We start from the raw sequence: 13,600 nt of genomic DNA, 5'->3' as shown, positions 1-13,600 counted from the left end.
AAAAAGCTGACTCTTATGGTGACAGAGTCAGCTTTATTTATAAGATTAGAACACTTGTTCAACTTCTTCTATACCTGGAACTTCCTCAAGAAGAGCGCGTTCAATTCCTGCTTTTAGCGTGATCGTAGAACTCGGGCAGCTGCCGCATGCGCCAAGCAAACGAAGCTTTACAATTCCGTCATCTACATCTACAAGTTCGCAGTCACCGCCGTCACGAAGAAGAAACGGACGAAGTTTATCCAGAACTTCTTGAACTTGATCTAACATTGCCTGATCATTCATTGCAATCGACTCCTTTCCTAGTTATATTATAATGCGATAACTGAAAAAAATCCAATTCAAAATTCGTATTATACTAGATATTCCTTTAACCAATAGATAAAAGTCAGTTACAATGAAAGCAAAAGAACCGGGGGAGAAACCATGGTACAAAAAGAAATTGAAATACAAGTTTATGGAGCTGAACAAATTTGTGCAAGCTGTGTAAATCTGCCTTCATCAAAGGAAACATATGAGTGGCTTGAGGCAGCGCTTTCCAGGAAGTTCCCAGACCAACAGTTTACCGTTGCCTATATTGATATATTCAATCCCCAGGATGAGCAAAAGAAAAAGGACTTTTCCAAAAAAGTTATAGAAGAAGACCTATTCTATCCAGTAGTCGTGATTGAGGATGAAATCGTCGGGGAAGGAAACCCGCAGTTGAAGAAAATCGTAAAGGAAATGGAGAAACTGGGGTATAAAAGTGGAAGGTAAAAAAAGTTTTGAAGAGCAGGGCTCTTCAAAACTTTTTTACCCCCTGTGATACTTGTACATCCACAGTATTCCCGATTTTAATAATCGGGCCACTCTTCCGGTAATGGCGTGGTCCGCGACTAGACCGAACCCATGTTTTTTGCCGAGCGACCCTAATACACCTTTAAGCTTAATCGTTGGAAAGCTTTCTGGAAGCGGTTCATTGGCCCATTTTTTCAAAAGGACGGTCACAATCTGCTCAGCTTGGCCTTCAGCGAGCTGGGCACTTGGAGCATGGGGAAGGCTGGCGCAGTCTCCTACGACAAAGACGCTGTCGTCGGTCGGAAGAAAATGCTGCGGCGTTAAAACAGCACGGCCTTGCTTATCTTTCTCGATATCTAAATCTCTGATCACTTTATTGGGCCGGATGCCGGCAGTCCAAACAATGACGTCACTTGACACTGATTCGTCATGGTTATATAGCAGGTTTTCTTCAACTCGGGTAATGTCTGACTTGGAGACGATATCCACGTCATGCTTATGGAACCATGATTCGACATAAGTGCTTAATCGCTTCGGAAAGGCCGATAGTATATGCTCGCCGCGGTCGAATAATTTAATTTTTAAATCAGGGCGGCTTTCAATCAGTTCACTTGCCAGTTCAACACCGCTCAAGCCTGCACCGACAATCGAGACGGTTGCTCCTCCGCCAAGATTGTTCAAAGCCTGATAGGTGCGTCTTGATTTATCAATCGTCTGGATGCTATACGTAAACGTATCAGCGCCGGGAACGTTATGATACTTATCTTCACAGCCGAGGCCGATGACTAAATCATCATAGGGGACAGGCTCCTTCCCCGTTAGGATGATTTTTTTCTCCTCTAAATCGACGGTGCTGATTTCCCCGTAAACGATTTTCAAGCGCGGGTGCTCTGGAAAAGTGACCCGGATATGCTGGTCAGATATGGTTCCAGCTGCCAGAGCATAGTATTCAGTTTTTAAACAATGGTATGGGTTACGATCGACTAGTGTGATGGAAACATCGTCAGGAAGCTGTCCAGGCAGTAATTCCTCAAGGATTCTCATTCCCCCGTAACCGCCGCCAAGTATGACTAAATTCTTCATTATGAATTTCCCCTTTGTATGTTTTGCTAAAATGACTTGTTACTTCTTTCACTTACCCCATTACTAAGACACAACCGCATAAGATTAGATTCGCAAAGATCTTCAGGTGATGCCGAATTGGCTAATTGGATACAAATAATTATCTATAATGGCCCACTTTTTTAATCCATAAAAAGTATAACGAAATTGTGATCAAACCACAATAATATTATCAAAATTAAGCATTCGCAGGGGATGGAATCATTGACTGTTTCTAAGAAAAGGGGTAGGATAATCTGTTAGTGATAGAGAGGTGAGACCATGAACCCGATCATAGAGTTTTGTATTAGCAATCTTGCCAGTGGAGCCCAAAAGGCTTTGGAGCAATTAGAGCGGGATCCTAATTTCGATATTGTCGAATATGGCTGTCTTGGTTATTGTGGAAAATGCGCGGCAAGCTTATACGCCCTTGTTAACGGTGAACCGGTTACAGGGGATACTCCTGAAGAACTTGTCGAAAATATATATCAATATCTCGAAGAAAACCCAATGTTTTAGCATAGTTAATATGGTAAACTATAACCCATTATAGTGAGCATACAGAATAATTTGTACAAAAAGTATGTAAGCACGAGTGTTGGAAAGTTGAGCGCGGTAATTTTTTTGGTATATAATAATAGTCGTAAGCACCTTAAGCCGAATAACATGCTCGGTCGGGGTATAAACAAGTTTCTCGGGTCATGTGTGATCCTGTTCCTGCCAGCTCAGGGTCGGTTTGATATTTTCTCAAACACAATCAAGGGAGGTTTTTATATGAGTGAAGTGGTAAATATAACGGAAGCAGCAGCTTTTCAAATAAAAGAAATGATGAAACATAATGATGAAGAAGGATCTTTTTTAAGGGTTGCCATAAAAGGCGGGGGCTGCAGCGGCCTTTCGTATGGAATGGGTTTTGAAAAGGAATCCGGTGAACAAGATCAACTGCTTGAACAGTTTGGGATCGGGATCCTGGTAAATAAACAGGATGCCCCGATTTTAAACGGGATTAATATTGATTATAAGCAATCGATGATGGGCGGCGGATTCACCATTGACAATCCGAACGCGATTGCTTCATGTGGCTGCGGCTCGTCTTTCCGTACCGCAGTGAATGCAGGTACACCGGAGAATTGCTAAGAATTTTAATAAATGTTAAGGGTTATGAATTACAGGGTGATTTTGAGTGTACTCAAGTCTGAAAATGTATAATAACAACCCTAAAAGAGTCAAATAAAGGTTGTGAATTACATGCCTTCTCGGTAGTTAATGTTCAAAAACATAACTATTTGAGGAGGCTTTTTTATGTCTTTAAACAAGAGAGTAAAACGTTATTTAATACAAGTAAACCTTTATTGATTCTAATTGGCGTTGACATGTTCCTTACATTTAAAAACCGACCATTTTAATGAAGAAAGGTCGGTTTGTAAATGAAGTTCAATTATGATGTTTAAGAGATACCTTTAACGATTTGAGTTAACCCCTCACTACTTGGTGTAGCTGGACGCCCAAGTAGTTTTTCGAAATCATTGCTCTCGATTTCCAGTGTGCCTTCTCGAATGCCTTTCTGGATATCAACAAGCATAGGAATGAGGAAATCTGGTACGCCAGCACCTTTCATAATACCAGCATAAGTAGTGTCATCAACCTGCTGTACAGGTACTACTTTACCCAATACAGTGCCAAGAGCAGAGGCAAGTTCTTCCTGAGTCAATAACTTGCCAGAAAGCTCGTAGATTGTGTTTTCGTGCCCGTTACCAGATAGTACCGCTGCTGCAGCTTCTGCATAATCTTGTTGTAATGCCCAGCCTATCTTGCCATTTCCTGCTGATGTCACCCAAGGAGCTCCCGCTATGACTCCTTGAATACTTGAGCTTTCATTTTCCAAGTACCAATTGTTGCGTAAAAAAGAATAAGGAATGCCTGTTTTTACGATAGCGTCTTCTGTTGCCTTATGCGTGGGAGCAAGGAAGTTTTTACTTTCCTTTGCTTTCGTTATGCTAGTGTAAGCAATAAATGTAACTCCAGCACGCTCTGCCGCAGCTACCGCATTAGTATGCTGTCTAATTCTTGTTTCATTGTCTCCATCCGCAGAAATAATTAAAAGCCTGTTAATACCTGCAAAAGCAGAATCCAATGTTTCTGGACGGTCAAAATCTCCTTGGCGAACTTCTACTCCGCGAGTCCGTAATCCTTCTGCTTTCTCTGGGTTACGAACACTTACAGCCAGCTGATTTGCTGGTACAGTTTTCAATAAGGTTTCTACAACTTTCGTTCCCAATTTTCCTGTTGCTCCGGTTACTAACATTTTCATTTGTCTATTCCTCCAATTATATTTTTTTATATCTTTGAATAAAACATTCATATTTGTCCTGTATTCAAATTAAATACCTGTATTAATAATAGATACTTCCTTTTGTTTTGTCAATTAAACCTTTTTTATTTTTTGCGAATTTTAGGGTATAATACGTTGTATTCAAATTAAATACATGATTATACTGTGTAATAAATTTTATAATTAAATATAAGGTAGGTGAATGATATGTCCATCAGCAGCCGATTTACAGTTGGTATTCATATATTAGTTCTTATTGAATTAAATAAAAAAGGGATAAGCTCATCGGAATTTTTAGCAGGGAGCGTAAACACGAACCCAACCTTGATAAGAAAAATTATGGGTATGCTAAAAAAAGCAGGGTTAATCGAAGTACAACCAGGTATTGCAGGGGCAAAACTAGCCAAGGAACCATTCTTTATAACATTACTTGACGTTTATAAGGCGGTCGATGTTGTGAAGGAAAAAGAATTGTTTAGTGTGCATGAAAATCCGCATCCTGATTGCCTTGTGGGCAGGAACATTCAAGATTCTATCACTCCCGTATTGTCAGCAGCTCAATTAGCTTTGGAAAAGGTACTAGGAAATGTAACTATTAAAGATATTGTTAAGGATATTGTTGAAAAAGAGAAATGTAAAATAAAAATAAATTAATAAAATACATCCTTGATAACAGAATGTCTTTTTTCGTCGATGATGGACATTGGATTCACCATGACAACCCGAACGCAATCGCTTCATGCGGCTGTGGTTCATCATTCCGTACTGCAGTAAATGCAGGTACACCGGTGAATTGCTAAGATAAACAAAAAAGCACCTTGCGACAGGTGCTTTTTTGTTATTGATCATAAATGATTTAAAGCTTCGTCAATTGGAACATTCCCGTTCAGAATTTCAAAGATTTGATTTTGCGTCGATTCCCGGGAAAGGGATTCAGCAAGGACCACGGCGACGTCTCCTCTGGTGATTGCGCCTTTTCTATTTTCCAGTTTTGTCTGGGCGATGATTTCACCCGTCGGCTCATCATCTGTCAAAAGTCCGGGGCGGACGATGGTATAAGATAGGCCGCTGTTCAGTAAATGCTCATCTGCGTCATGCTTTGCCCGGTAATAGTGCTGCATTTCCTTAACTCCCTGTTCGGGATGGTCGGCACCCATTGAACTAAGCATGACAAAATGATTGATTCCGTGCTTTTTCGCAGTGTCAATCAGTGCGATGGCCCCGTTTCTGTCAACATCCGTTGTCTTATCCGGACCAGTCTTGGAACCGGAACCGGCAGCGAAAATGACTGCATCTATATCATTGAAAGCATGGTCAGTGTTTTTTTCGAGATCGGCTACTATCGGTTCTGCTCCAAGTTCTTTCATTGTTGCGGTTTGCTCTTCTTTTCGGATCATTGCTTTTGCGTTGTGCCCTTTTTGTGTAAGGTGCCTGATAAGAATTCTTCCCGTTTTTCCGTTTGCTCCTGCTATTAAAATGTTCAAGCTTGATCATCCTTTCACGTTACTTTACATTGCCAAAAACAGTATCAAGTTTCCTATAGTGTTTGTACCCTGTGGAATTTTTACTAAACAAAAGGCAGAAAAAAAAGACCAAAGTAAAAGCTTCTTTATAAGAGCTGACACTTTGGTCTTTTACCTTTTTCAATATGCAATTGCAGCTTCAGATGTACAGGGAACAGCGGCCAACGAGGCTGCTGCTTCTTAAAACATAGAGGTACTGTGCAATGGTTGAACACGCGCTTTCGGATCGATATACTGTTTTGCGTTATTGACAGCAGTAGGTGCTTCGCCGAAACCGGTTGCGATCAGCTTGGCTTTTCCATCGTAGGTACAAATATCGCCCGCAGCATAAATGCCTGGAATATTTGTTTCCATTTTAGAGTTAACGACAATAGAGTTCTTTTGGATGTCAAGATCCCATTCTTTAATAGGTCCAAGGGAGGAGACAAACCCATAGTTACAAATTACAGCATCGATATCAAGTACTTCTTTGTCTTCGCCATTGGTACCTTCCAGAACAACCTCTTTCACTTTATCTTCATCTCCAATAAGTTCAACAGGAACAAAAGGAGTTATAATGTCCACTTTGGAATTCTTGAGGTTTTCGACACTATGTTCATGTGCACGGAATTTATCACGGCGATGTACTATCGATACTTTCTCAGCAATTGGTTCAAGCATCAAAGCCCAGTCAACCGCCGAGTCCCCGCCGCCAAAGACGACGATCTTTTGGTTTGCGAATCGGTTTAAATCATCAATGAAGTAGTGCAGGTTCTTCCCTTCATATTGTCTTGCATTTTCCAGTTCCATGCGTCGCGGCTGGAACGCACCGTTGCCGGCAGTAATGATGATCGTTTTAGAGTAATGGATTTCTTTATCGGTAGTCAGCTTAAAAACACCATCAGCCTGTTTTTCTAATTTATCAACCGCTTGTTCAAGCGCTACGGTTGGTTCAAATTTTGCCATTTGTTCTACAAGGTTGTTCACGAGTTCCTGCGCCCTCACTTTCGGGAATCCGGCTACATCATAGATATATTTTTCCGGATAGAGTGCAGTCAATTGTCCGCCAAGTTGAGGAAGGCTTTCAATGATCTTGACCGATGCCTGTCTCATCCCGCCGTAAAAGGCTGTAAACAAACCAGTAGGGCCTCCGCCAATGATTGTTATATCATACACCTGTTCATTTTCCTTCAAATCTGATCCCCCCAATGGAATAGTAAAATCCAATAATTTATATTTTAGCATAAATTGCTTTAATCAAAAGTGAAAAGGTGAACAAAAAGTTATCAAGTTAAAAGAATCTTATGAAATATTTCCCTTATTAGGATACCTTTCAAGCCTAAACTGTGCCATAATCGAGTTACTGGTAAGATTGTTAATACAAGTTAGCAAGCACCGATTTCTACAGAATGCTGTTTCCAGCTATTTTTGTTGAAAAAAATCGATTTATTGTTGAAAAAAAAGATAAAAAGGCATACTATTTATTTAGACATTATTTTATTAAGATTTTATGACAATTTTCTAAACATTTTTTTGCATTTATACGTGAACTAATTCACAAATGGACTTTTAGCTTTTTATAATGAAGGTAGTCTAGTTGTGAAAACCTACTGTTATGGAAAGCATACTCAAGAAAACATTGTAAAGGTGGAAGTGATACCGTGAGGAAGCCGAAAATTGTAATTTTAGGAGCAGGTTACGGTGGTCTTATGACTACAGTACGTCTTCAAAAGTCTTTAGGAGTAAACGAGGCTGACGTCGTGTTAGTGAACAAGAATGGCTACCATTATGAAACAACCTGGCTGCACGAAGCCTCTGCAGGCACTTTGCAACCAGACCGGGTACGTTATGAAATCAGCAGTGTAGTTGACAAAAATAAAGTGGATTTCATTCAAGATACAGCCGTTGAGATTAAAACAGCTGAAAAGGTAGTAAAGCTTGAAAATGGTGAAGTATCCTATGACTACCTGGTTGTAGCTCTAGGGGCTGAATCTGAAACATTTGGAATTCAAGGTTTAAAAGAGCATGCATTCTCCATTTCCAATTTAAACTCCGCACGCCAAATCCGTGAGCATATTGAATATCAATTTGCCACTTATAATACGGAAGAAGAAAAGAAGGATGAACGATTATCAATTGTAGTCGGCGGAGCTGGCTTCACTGGAATTGAATTCCTTGGAGAATTAGCAAATCGCATTCCTGAGCTTTGCAAAGAATATGATGTTGATTTTCATAAAGTACGGGTCATGTGTGTGGAAGCAGCTCCAACTGTACTGCCTGGCTTCGATCCTGAGCTTGTTAATTATGCGGTTTCCTATCTTGAGAAAAAAGGCGTTGAATTCAAAATCGGTACTGCTATCAAAGGCTGCACACCTGAAGGAATCATCGTAGCAAAAGGTGAAAATGAAGTCGAAGAGATCAAGGCTGCAACGGTAATATGGGCGGCAGGTGTCCGTGGAAGCTCGATCATTGAAGCTTCAGGCATTGAAGCAATGCGCGGCCGTGTGAAAGTAAACCCTGACCTTCGTGCTCCGGACCATGATGATATTTTCATACTTGGTGACTGCTGCTTAATCATTAATGAAGAAATCAACCGTCCATATCCGCCAACTGCACAAATTGCGATGCAGGAAGGCGAAGTTTGTGCGAAGAACCTTACCGCTCTAATCCGTAATGAAGAAAAGCTGGAAGCATTCACCCCCGATATCAAAGGAACCGTATGTTCTCTTGGCGAAGATGATGCAATCGGTGTAGCATTCGGCCGGAAAATGGTCGGGAAGAAAGCTTCCTTCATGAAGAAAATGATCGATAACCGCGCTCTGTATATGATTGGCGGACCATCAATGGTTGTGAAAAAAGGGAAGTTCAATATCTTATAATAAATAATGATTGTTGCTGCCAGGGGATATTCTCTGGCGGTTTTTTACTTTAACTATTTTTACGCCATTTATTGCTTAATGAATCACATGTTACCTGTTTTTAAAACTTTCAGTATCTTTAACGTAAGGAAAGATAAAAAGAGGAAAACCGAGGTGTATGCGCTTACATAAACCATTTTCGACTATTTTGAGATTTAACATTTTCAATTATCTTTGATATATTATCAGAAAATTGAAACTTTAATAGGGAGGGTGATTTTATGCAAGTAAAACATAATGAATGCGAATATTGTTCTGGAAAAGGATATTTTCAGTTACTTCTCGGAGGGTCAGAAACTTGTTCTTGCTGTGGAGGGAGCGGGGAAAAAAAGGATAACTGACTTAACGGTATCTTGTTAATAAGTTATGGAAAGGTCTACAATATTGACGAGTCCCCCCTCATTAAGTAAACTAGAAATGACGCTTCTTGGGAGGGGCTTGTTAGAAATGCAGATGTCTATACCTATTCTAATCATATCAGTATTTTTATTTTTTATTTTGTTCTTCGGGATCGGCTTTTTGTTGAATATGCTTTTCCGATCTTCCTGGGTTATGGTCATATTTTTCCCTTTAATTGCTATTTCAATTGTTAATGAAGTGAAATTAATTGAGTATTTCAGAAATCCAGGAAACTCCTTTGGGCAGCTTGGCGGAAGGTTTGCCGCTTTGCATACTGCCGATATTACCATTTTGTTAAGCGGGCTTGCCGGTGCAATCTTAGCCGGGGTTATCATAAAAACGCTTCGGAAAAAAGGATACAGGATGTTTTGAAAAAACAGGCTGGCACACTATGTGTAGCCTGTTTTTTTGGTTTTTTATCGTTATCATGAATAAATAATCTGCTCTTCAAGGAATACTTACCTGTTTTTTGGGAAAATAATATTCAAGTGAGAGGAGTGGGAAATTTTTCAGATGAAAACAATAAAAGGCATATGTAAAAAGGTGACTATTATTTTTTTATTTATATTGGCACTCTATACTACTTTCGTTCACATTACCGGAGTAGAGGCCAGTATGCCAACATTGGAAAGTGAGTATTCTTTTAAGCAGAAAGCTAGTGAAAGTGAATTTCGTTCCACTAGTCTCGGGCTTAAGGCGTTGAATGTTGCCGATAATAATGAAATGATTTCAGCGGTCGTTGCACCAAAGACAGTAGAGGAAGCCGCTAACATTACCCAATATCCAAAGCAAAAGGTTGTCGCGACCGGTTATACGGCCGGGTATGAATCAACGGGCAAAAATCCTAATAGCCCCGCATACGGAATTACCTACTCGGGCGTAAAAGTGAAGCGGGATTTGTATTCAACTGTAGCTGCCGATTTAAGCGTATTTCCAGTTGGAACCATTCTGTTCATTCCCGAATACGGATATGGAGTCGTGGCCGATAAAGGCGGGGCCATAACAGGAAACGAATTGGACCTTTATTTTGATACCGTGGATGAGGTATATAATCTTTGGGGAAAAAAGACAGTGGAAGTATACATAGTGAAAAAAGGAAACGGTACATTATCTGAGGAAAAATTAACTGCCTTAAATGAAAAGGAAGACATGCAGGTTTTCCGCCAGCAATTTACCGGGAAAGAGAAAAAGTAATCCAGATTCATAACATAGTTCGTCAAAAATCCTTGCTCCAGTTTGGGGCAAGGATTTTTGTGCTATTTCTAGATCTTCAATGACAGATATTCCTCTGGATGAAGAATCCGGGCCAGTTTTGTTAAGCCCTCGATCAGGCGAGGGGATGGCCGGCAATACAAAGGTTCCTCCAGGATAAGGATGTTGTCGTTTTTAACGGCATCCATCGCACTCCAACCCTCGCGTTTTTTTACAAGAGCGGGCCTGACTTTTTCCTCGGGCACACCAACCCATGCCAGACAGATGAAATCAGGGTTGCGTTTAATCACCTCTTCAGGGGCGACCTGGACGCTTGCAAGCTCTATATCTTCTAAAAGATTATAAGCTCCTGCAAGGCGGCTAATTTCCGATAGCCAGTTAACGCCCCCCGGGCTGAATAGAGGTTTGGGCCACCATTCCCAATAGAGAGACGGCTTATTTGCAATCGTAGCGGAGACTTTATTAAACTGTTCGATGATGTGCAAAAACTCTTCAGCCTTTTCTGCAGCCAGTTGTGTTTCCCCGACTGCTGCTCCCACAATCCTTAAATCATCGGCTATATCCTCTAGAGACTGCGGATTCAGCACGATATGGGGAATGCTTCTTTCTTCAAGCCCCCGGACATTTTTCTCCATTCCCGGTACGCTTAAAGAGGCTAACACCAGGTCAGGCTGCAGCTCTTCAACCCGGTCTATGTCAATCGATAAATCAGGGCCGAGTCTTGGCAGTCCTGCGATCGACTCTGGCCAATCAGAATAATCATCCACCGCAATCAGCTGGTTTTCAATGCCCAGATAGGCACAAAGCTCGGTATTGCTGGGACATATAGAGATGATCTTCACATACATTCACCTAACCTTTAAAAATAAAAAAATGAAGAAAAAGTGCAATGAAAATTCCGGTCAGCCCGCCGAAGAAAACTTCAATTGGCTTATGGCCGAGCAGTTCCTTTAGTTTTCTTTGCTTTTGACTGTTTTCTTTATTTTGCCACTGTTTCGCTTCAGAAACAAATATATTGAAGTCTGCGACAAGTTTATTCAAAACCGCAGCCTGCTCTCCAGCCTGCCTTCTTACCCCTGTGGCATCGAACATCGTGATAATGGCAAAAACCAAAGCAACCGCAAATACGGGCGAGGTCATCCCTGCTTCGATGCCTACTCCCGTTGCCAGTGCGGTAACTGCTGCTGAATGGGAGCTCGGCATTCCTCCTGTTGAAGTGAGCAGTGACCAATCCAGCTTTTTCAGGGCAATATATTGAATCGGCACCTTAACAAATTGAGCGAAAAAAATCGCCGTCAAGGATGCAACTAATGAAAAGTTAAAAACCATTTCCATGCAACAAACCTTCTTTCTCTTCCGGGTTATTTTTCTATAAAAGCGGGCAGGTTTATTCCAATAGTTTTTCCAATATTGTCCCACATACGCTCCTGTAATATAGATATATGTCTTTAAACTATTTAGAAGCCGGTTAAACTTATATACGGGAAATTCTTTTTTCTTGCATGACTTTTTGGATAAAATTCGAAAAGCATTGGTAACTTCGATATAATGTATGAATGAAAAATTTGGAGGTAGAACCATGTTTACTGTTTTGAAAAACATCAACCTGGACGAAAAACATGAATGCCTGCTAATGGGCGTTTTTGAAAAGCCGGTAAAGTTAGAAGGAGCTTCAAAGGCAGCCGATGACAAGTTAGCGGGCCAGTTAACGGAATTGGTAAAGGAAGGAGAGATTTCTTCCAAAAGAAAAACGATATCGAAAGTACATACACTTGGACGCCTTGGTGTGAAAAGACTCATTTTCGTGGGACTCGGGAAGGAAAAAGAACTAACATTTGAAACGCTTAGAGAAGCTTTTGGCAAGGCATTTAAATCCTTGAAGGATTCCAAATTGACAGCCGTCGCTCTAGGACTGGATACATTCACAACCGAGAAGATGGATGTTTTTGATGCAGCCCATGCTTTCAGCGAAGCCTTTGCCCTTTCGACCTATGAATTTTCGGGTTATAAGCAAAAGTCAAATCAGGTAGACAAGACGATTGAAACGATCACGGTCTACAGTGAAACAGATAAAGAGGAGGTTTCTGCTTCCCTAAAGGTAGGCCATGTATTTGGGAAAGCTGTAAATTCAGCAAGAGATCTTGTCAATACCCCGGCGAATCTGCTTACTGCAACTGATCTCGCTCACTATGCAACGCAATTAGCGGACCGCTTTGGCTTTGAAGCGGAAATCCTTGAGAAGGAAGAGATGCTTAAGCTCGGCATGGGCGCGATGCTTGCGGTTAACCAGGGATCAACCGAAGCGCCGAGAATGATTGTCTTGAAGTATCAGGGCAAAGAAGAGTGGAAAGATGTAATCGGTCTTGTCGGCAAAGGGGTAACCTTTGATACGGGCGGCTATTCGATTAAAACCAAATCAGGCATCGTCGGCATGAAAACGGATATGGGAGGTGCAGCAGCCGTGTTAGGGGCAATGGAAATCATCGGTGAATTACGGCCGGAGCAGAATGTCGTCGCCGTTATCTCTTCCACAGATAATATGATTAGCGGGAGTGCGTTCAAACCGGATGATGTGTTTACCTCGATGAGCGGCAAAACGATTGAAGTGCTGAATACTGATGCAGAAGGACACCTTGTGCTTGCAGATGCGGTTACGTACGCCAAACAACATGGAGCTGACTACTTAGTGGACGTTGCCACATTGACAGGCGGTGTCATCACAGCGTTGGGAAATGATATGACAGGCGCAATGACAAACAATGAGGAGTTTTTTGAGAGTGTACTGGAAGCTTCCTATGAAGCCGGAGAGCCAATGTGGCGCCTGCCGATTACAGAGAAAGACAAAGAACAGGTACGTGGCTCTAAGATAGCCGATTTGAACAACTCACCGGGAAGCGCCGGCCATGCCATCATGGGAGGAGCCTTCATCGGCGAATTTGCCGAAAATACGCCATGGGTCCACCTGGACATTGCCGGCACCGCGACAACAAGCAGCGCTTCCGAACTAGGTACAGCAGGGGGCACAGGTGTCATGACAAGAACCCTCGCGCTTTTGGTGGAACGATTCGGAGTGGAGAAGGAGTAATTTCAGCGATAGCCGAGGCTTTTTATGCTTCGGTTATTTACTATTAATAATGTGAGAGGAAATTGGAAAATAGAAACCAAATCAAGGAAAAAAACTTAATATCGAAGTGGGAATTTGGAAACTAAAAACCAATTCAAACGAAAAAACCGTGATTCGAGCGAAAATTCCTATGATTCAAGCGAAAAAAGCGATAATTAAGCGAAAACACCTTTTAATTAAGCGAAACCTCTGATGCTTGGCCTAAGCCAGTGCTAATCCTATTTATAGTATAGGGAAA

At 41.4% G+C, this 13,600-nt stretch carries 15 protein-coding genes and 2 pseudogenes; 10 read left to right on the top strand and 7 right to left on the bottom strand.

Translation table 11 applies throughout. From position 1 onward, the window contains the following. Positions 1-45: 45 nt before the first annotated feature. Positions 46-337, bottom strand: a pseudogene (locus ELQ35_RS19160) (NifU family protein). A gap of 86 nt (positions 338-423) precedes the next feature. On the opposite strand from ELQ35_RS19160, the gene ELQ35_RS19155 reads away from it, so the two are divergent. Then, positions 424-753 carry a YuzD family protein gene (locus tag ELQ35_RS19155; protein ID WP_126866789.1) on the top strand — a complete coding sequence of 110 codons (330 nt, stop codon included), beginning with the start codon at positions 424-426 and terminating at the stop codon, positions 751-753. A 36-nt stretch (positions 754-789) separates the two neighbouring features. On the opposite strand, the gene ELQ35_RS19150 is transcribed toward ELQ35_RS19155, so the two are convergent. Beyond that, a complete protein-coding gene (locus ELQ35_RS19150; RefSeq protein ID WP_126866788.1) occupies positions 790-1,857 on the bottom strand; it encodes an NAD(P)/FAD-dependent oxidoreductase in 1,068 nt (355 codons plus the stop codon). A 300-nt stretch (positions 1,858-2,157) separates the two neighbouring features. Between ELQ35_RS19150 and ELQ35_RS19145 the strand changes: the two genes are divergently transcribed. Next, positions 2,158-2,394 carry a YuzB family protein gene (locus tag ELQ35_RS19145; RefSeq protein WP_126866787.1) on the top strand — a complete coding sequence of 79 codons (237 nt, stop codon included), beginning with the start codon at positions 2,158-2,160 and terminating at the stop codon, positions 2,392-2,394. Positions 2,395-2,649: 255 nt separating this feature from the next. Continuing rightward, positions 2,650-3,012: a HesB/IscA family protein gene (locus ELQ35_RS19140; RefSeq protein WP_126866786.1), complete on the top strand. Its 363-nt coding sequence runs from the start codon at positions 2,650-2,652 to the stop codon at positions 3,010-3,012. Positions 3,013-3,322: 310 nt separating this feature from the next. On the opposite strand, the gene ELQ35_RS19135 is transcribed toward ELQ35_RS19140, so the two are convergent. After that, complete coding sequence (locus ELQ35_RS19135; protein ID WP_126866785.1) at positions 3,323-4,186, bottom strand: SDR family oxidoreductase; 864 nt, start codon at positions 4,184-4,186, stop codon at positions 3,323-3,325. Between the two features lie 228 nt (positions 4,187-4,414). Here ELQ35_RS19135 and ELQ35_RS19130 point away from each other — a divergent pair, with 228 nt between their 5' ends. Further along, on the top strand, positions 4,415-4,861 hold the full coding sequence (locus tag ELQ35_RS19130) for an Rrf2 family transcriptional regulator (RefSeq protein ID WP_126866784.1): 447 nt from the start codon (positions 4,415-4,417) through the stop codon (positions 4,859-4,861). 36 nt (positions 4,862-4,897) lie between these two features. Continuing rightward, positions 4,898-5,007 (top strand): annotated as a pseudogene (locus tag ELQ35_RS19125) (iron-sulfur cluster assembly accessory protein); the annotation flags it as partial. 45 nt (positions 5,008-5,052) lie between these two features. On the opposite strand, the gene ELQ35_RS19120 reads toward ELQ35_RS19125, so the two are convergent. Next, positions 5,053-5,691 carry an SDR family oxidoreductase gene (locus ELQ35_RS19120; RefSeq protein ID WP_126866783.1) on the bottom strand — a complete coding sequence of 213 codons (639 nt, stop codon included), beginning with the start codon at positions 5,689-5,691 and terminating at the stop codon, positions 5,053-5,055. A 219-nt stretch (positions 5,692-5,910) separates the two neighbouring features. Beyond that, on the bottom strand, positions 5,911-6,903 hold the full coding sequence (locus ELQ35_RS19115) for an NAD(P)/FAD-dependent oxidoreductase (RefSeq protein ID WP_126866782.1): 993 nt from the start codon (positions 6,901-6,903) through the stop codon (positions 5,911-5,913). A 467-nt stretch (positions 6,904-7,370) separates the two neighbouring features. Here ELQ35_RS19115 and ELQ35_RS19110 point away from each other — a divergent pair, with 467 nt between their 5' ends. From ELQ35_RS19110 to ELQ35_RS19100, 4 genes are all read left to right on the top strand, one after another. Beyond that, on the top strand, positions 7,371-8,588 hold the full coding sequence (locus ELQ35_RS19110; protein WP_126866781.1) for an NAD(P)/FAD-dependent oxidoreductase: 1,218 nt from the start codon (positions 7,371-7,373) through the stop codon (positions 8,586-8,588). A 260-nt stretch (positions 8,589-8,848) separates the two neighbouring features. Next, positions 8,849-8,968, top strand: coding sequence for a YuiA family protein (locus tag ELQ35_RS22730; protein ID WP_185861830.1), 120 nt, complete (start codon positions 8,849-8,851; stop codon positions 8,966-8,968). A gap of 106 nt (positions 8,969-9,074) precedes the next feature. Further along, entirely contained in the window at positions 9,075-9,398 is a 324-nt protein-coding gene (locus ELQ35_RS19105) for a YuiB family protein (RefSeq protein ID WP_126866780.1), read from the top strand. 141 nt (positions 9,399-9,539) lie between these two features. After that, positions 9,540-10,220, top strand: a complete 681-nt coding sequence (locus ELQ35_RS19100) for a 3D domain-containing protein (protein ID WP_126866779.1) — start codon at positions 9,540-9,542, stop codon at positions 10,218-10,220. A gap of 68 nt (positions 10,221-10,288) precedes the next feature. On the opposite strand, the gene ELQ35_RS19095 is transcribed toward ELQ35_RS19100, so the two are convergent. Beyond that, a complete protein-coding gene (locus ELQ35_RS19095) occupies positions 10,289-11,080 on the bottom strand; it encodes a cobalamin-binding protein (RefSeq protein WP_126866778.1) in 792 nt (263 codons plus the stop codon). Between the two features lie 10 nt (positions 11,081-11,090). Next, positions 11,091-11,573 (bottom strand): divergent PAP2 family protein, encoded by a 483-nt coding sequence (locus ELQ35_RS19090; RefSeq protein WP_126866777.1) that lies wholly within the window; start codon positions 11,571-11,573, stop codon positions 11,091-11,093. A gap of 244 nt (positions 11,574-11,817) precedes the next feature. Between ELQ35_RS19090 and ELQ35_RS19085 the strand changes: the two genes are divergently transcribed. Then, positions 11,818-13,323, top strand: coding sequence for a leucyl aminopeptidase (locus tag ELQ35_RS19085; RefSeq protein ID WP_126866776.1), 1,506 nt, complete (start codon positions 11,818-11,820; stop codon positions 13,321-13,323). Positions 13,324-13,600 lie beyond the last annotated feature (277 nt).

The sequence above is a fragment of the Peribacillus cavernae genome (assembly GCF_003989135.1).
Taxonomy (GTDB): domain Bacteria; phylum Bacillota; class Bacilli; order Bacillales; family DSM-1321; genus Peribacillus; species Peribacillus cavernae.
This window is presented reverse-complemented; position numbering and strand designations above follow the sequence as displayed.

What these genes read in the sequence shown, in the direction of transcription:
- ELQ35_RS19140 (WP_126866786.1), top strand. Translation starts at nt 2,650, where the DNA reads ATGAGTGAAGTGGTAAATATAACGGAAGCAGCAGCTTTTCAAATAAAA.
- ELQ35_RS19150 (WP_126866788.1), bottom strand. Translation starts at nt 1,857, where the DNA reads ATGAAGAATTTAGTCATACTTGGCGGCGGTTACGGGGGAATGAGAATC.
- ELQ35_RS19145 (WP_126866787.1), top strand. Translation starts at nt 2,158, where the DNA reads ATGAACCCGATCATAGAGTTTTGTATTAGCAATCTTGCCAGTGGAGCC.
- ELQ35_RS19085 (WP_126866776.1), top strand. Translation starts at nt 11,818, where the DNA reads ATGTTTACTGTTTTGAAAAACATCAACCTGGACGAAAAACATGAATGC.
- ELQ35_RS19090 (WP_126866777.1), bottom strand. Translation starts at nt 11,573, where the DNA reads ATGGAAATGGTTTTTAACTTTTCATTAGTTGCATCCTTGACGGCGATT.
- ELQ35_RS19135 (WP_126866785.1), bottom strand. Translation starts at nt 4,186, where the DNA reads ATGAAAATGTTAGTAACCGGAGCAACAGGAAAATTGGGAACGAAAGTT.
- ELQ35_RS22730 (WP_185861830.1), top strand. Translation starts at nt 8,849, where the DNA reads ATGCAAGTAAAACATAATGAATGCGAATATTGTTCTGGAAAAGGATAT.
- ELQ35_RS19130 (WP_126866784.1), top strand. Translation starts at nt 4,415, where the DNA reads ATGTCCATCAGCAGCCGATTTACAGTTGGTATTCATATATTAGTTCTT.
- ELQ35_RS19100 (WP_126866779.1), top strand. Translation starts at nt 9,540, where the DNA reads ATGAAAACAATAAAAGGCATATGTAAAAAGGTGACTATTATTTTTTTA.
- ELQ35_RS19105 (WP_126866780.1), top strand. Translation starts at nt 9,075, where the DNA reads ATGCAGATGTCTATACCTATTCTAATCATATCAGTATTTTTATTTTTT.
- ELQ35_RS19155 (WP_126866789.1), top strand. Translation starts at nt 424, where the DNA reads ATGGTACAAAAAGAAATTGAAATACAAGTTTATGGAGCTGAACAAATT.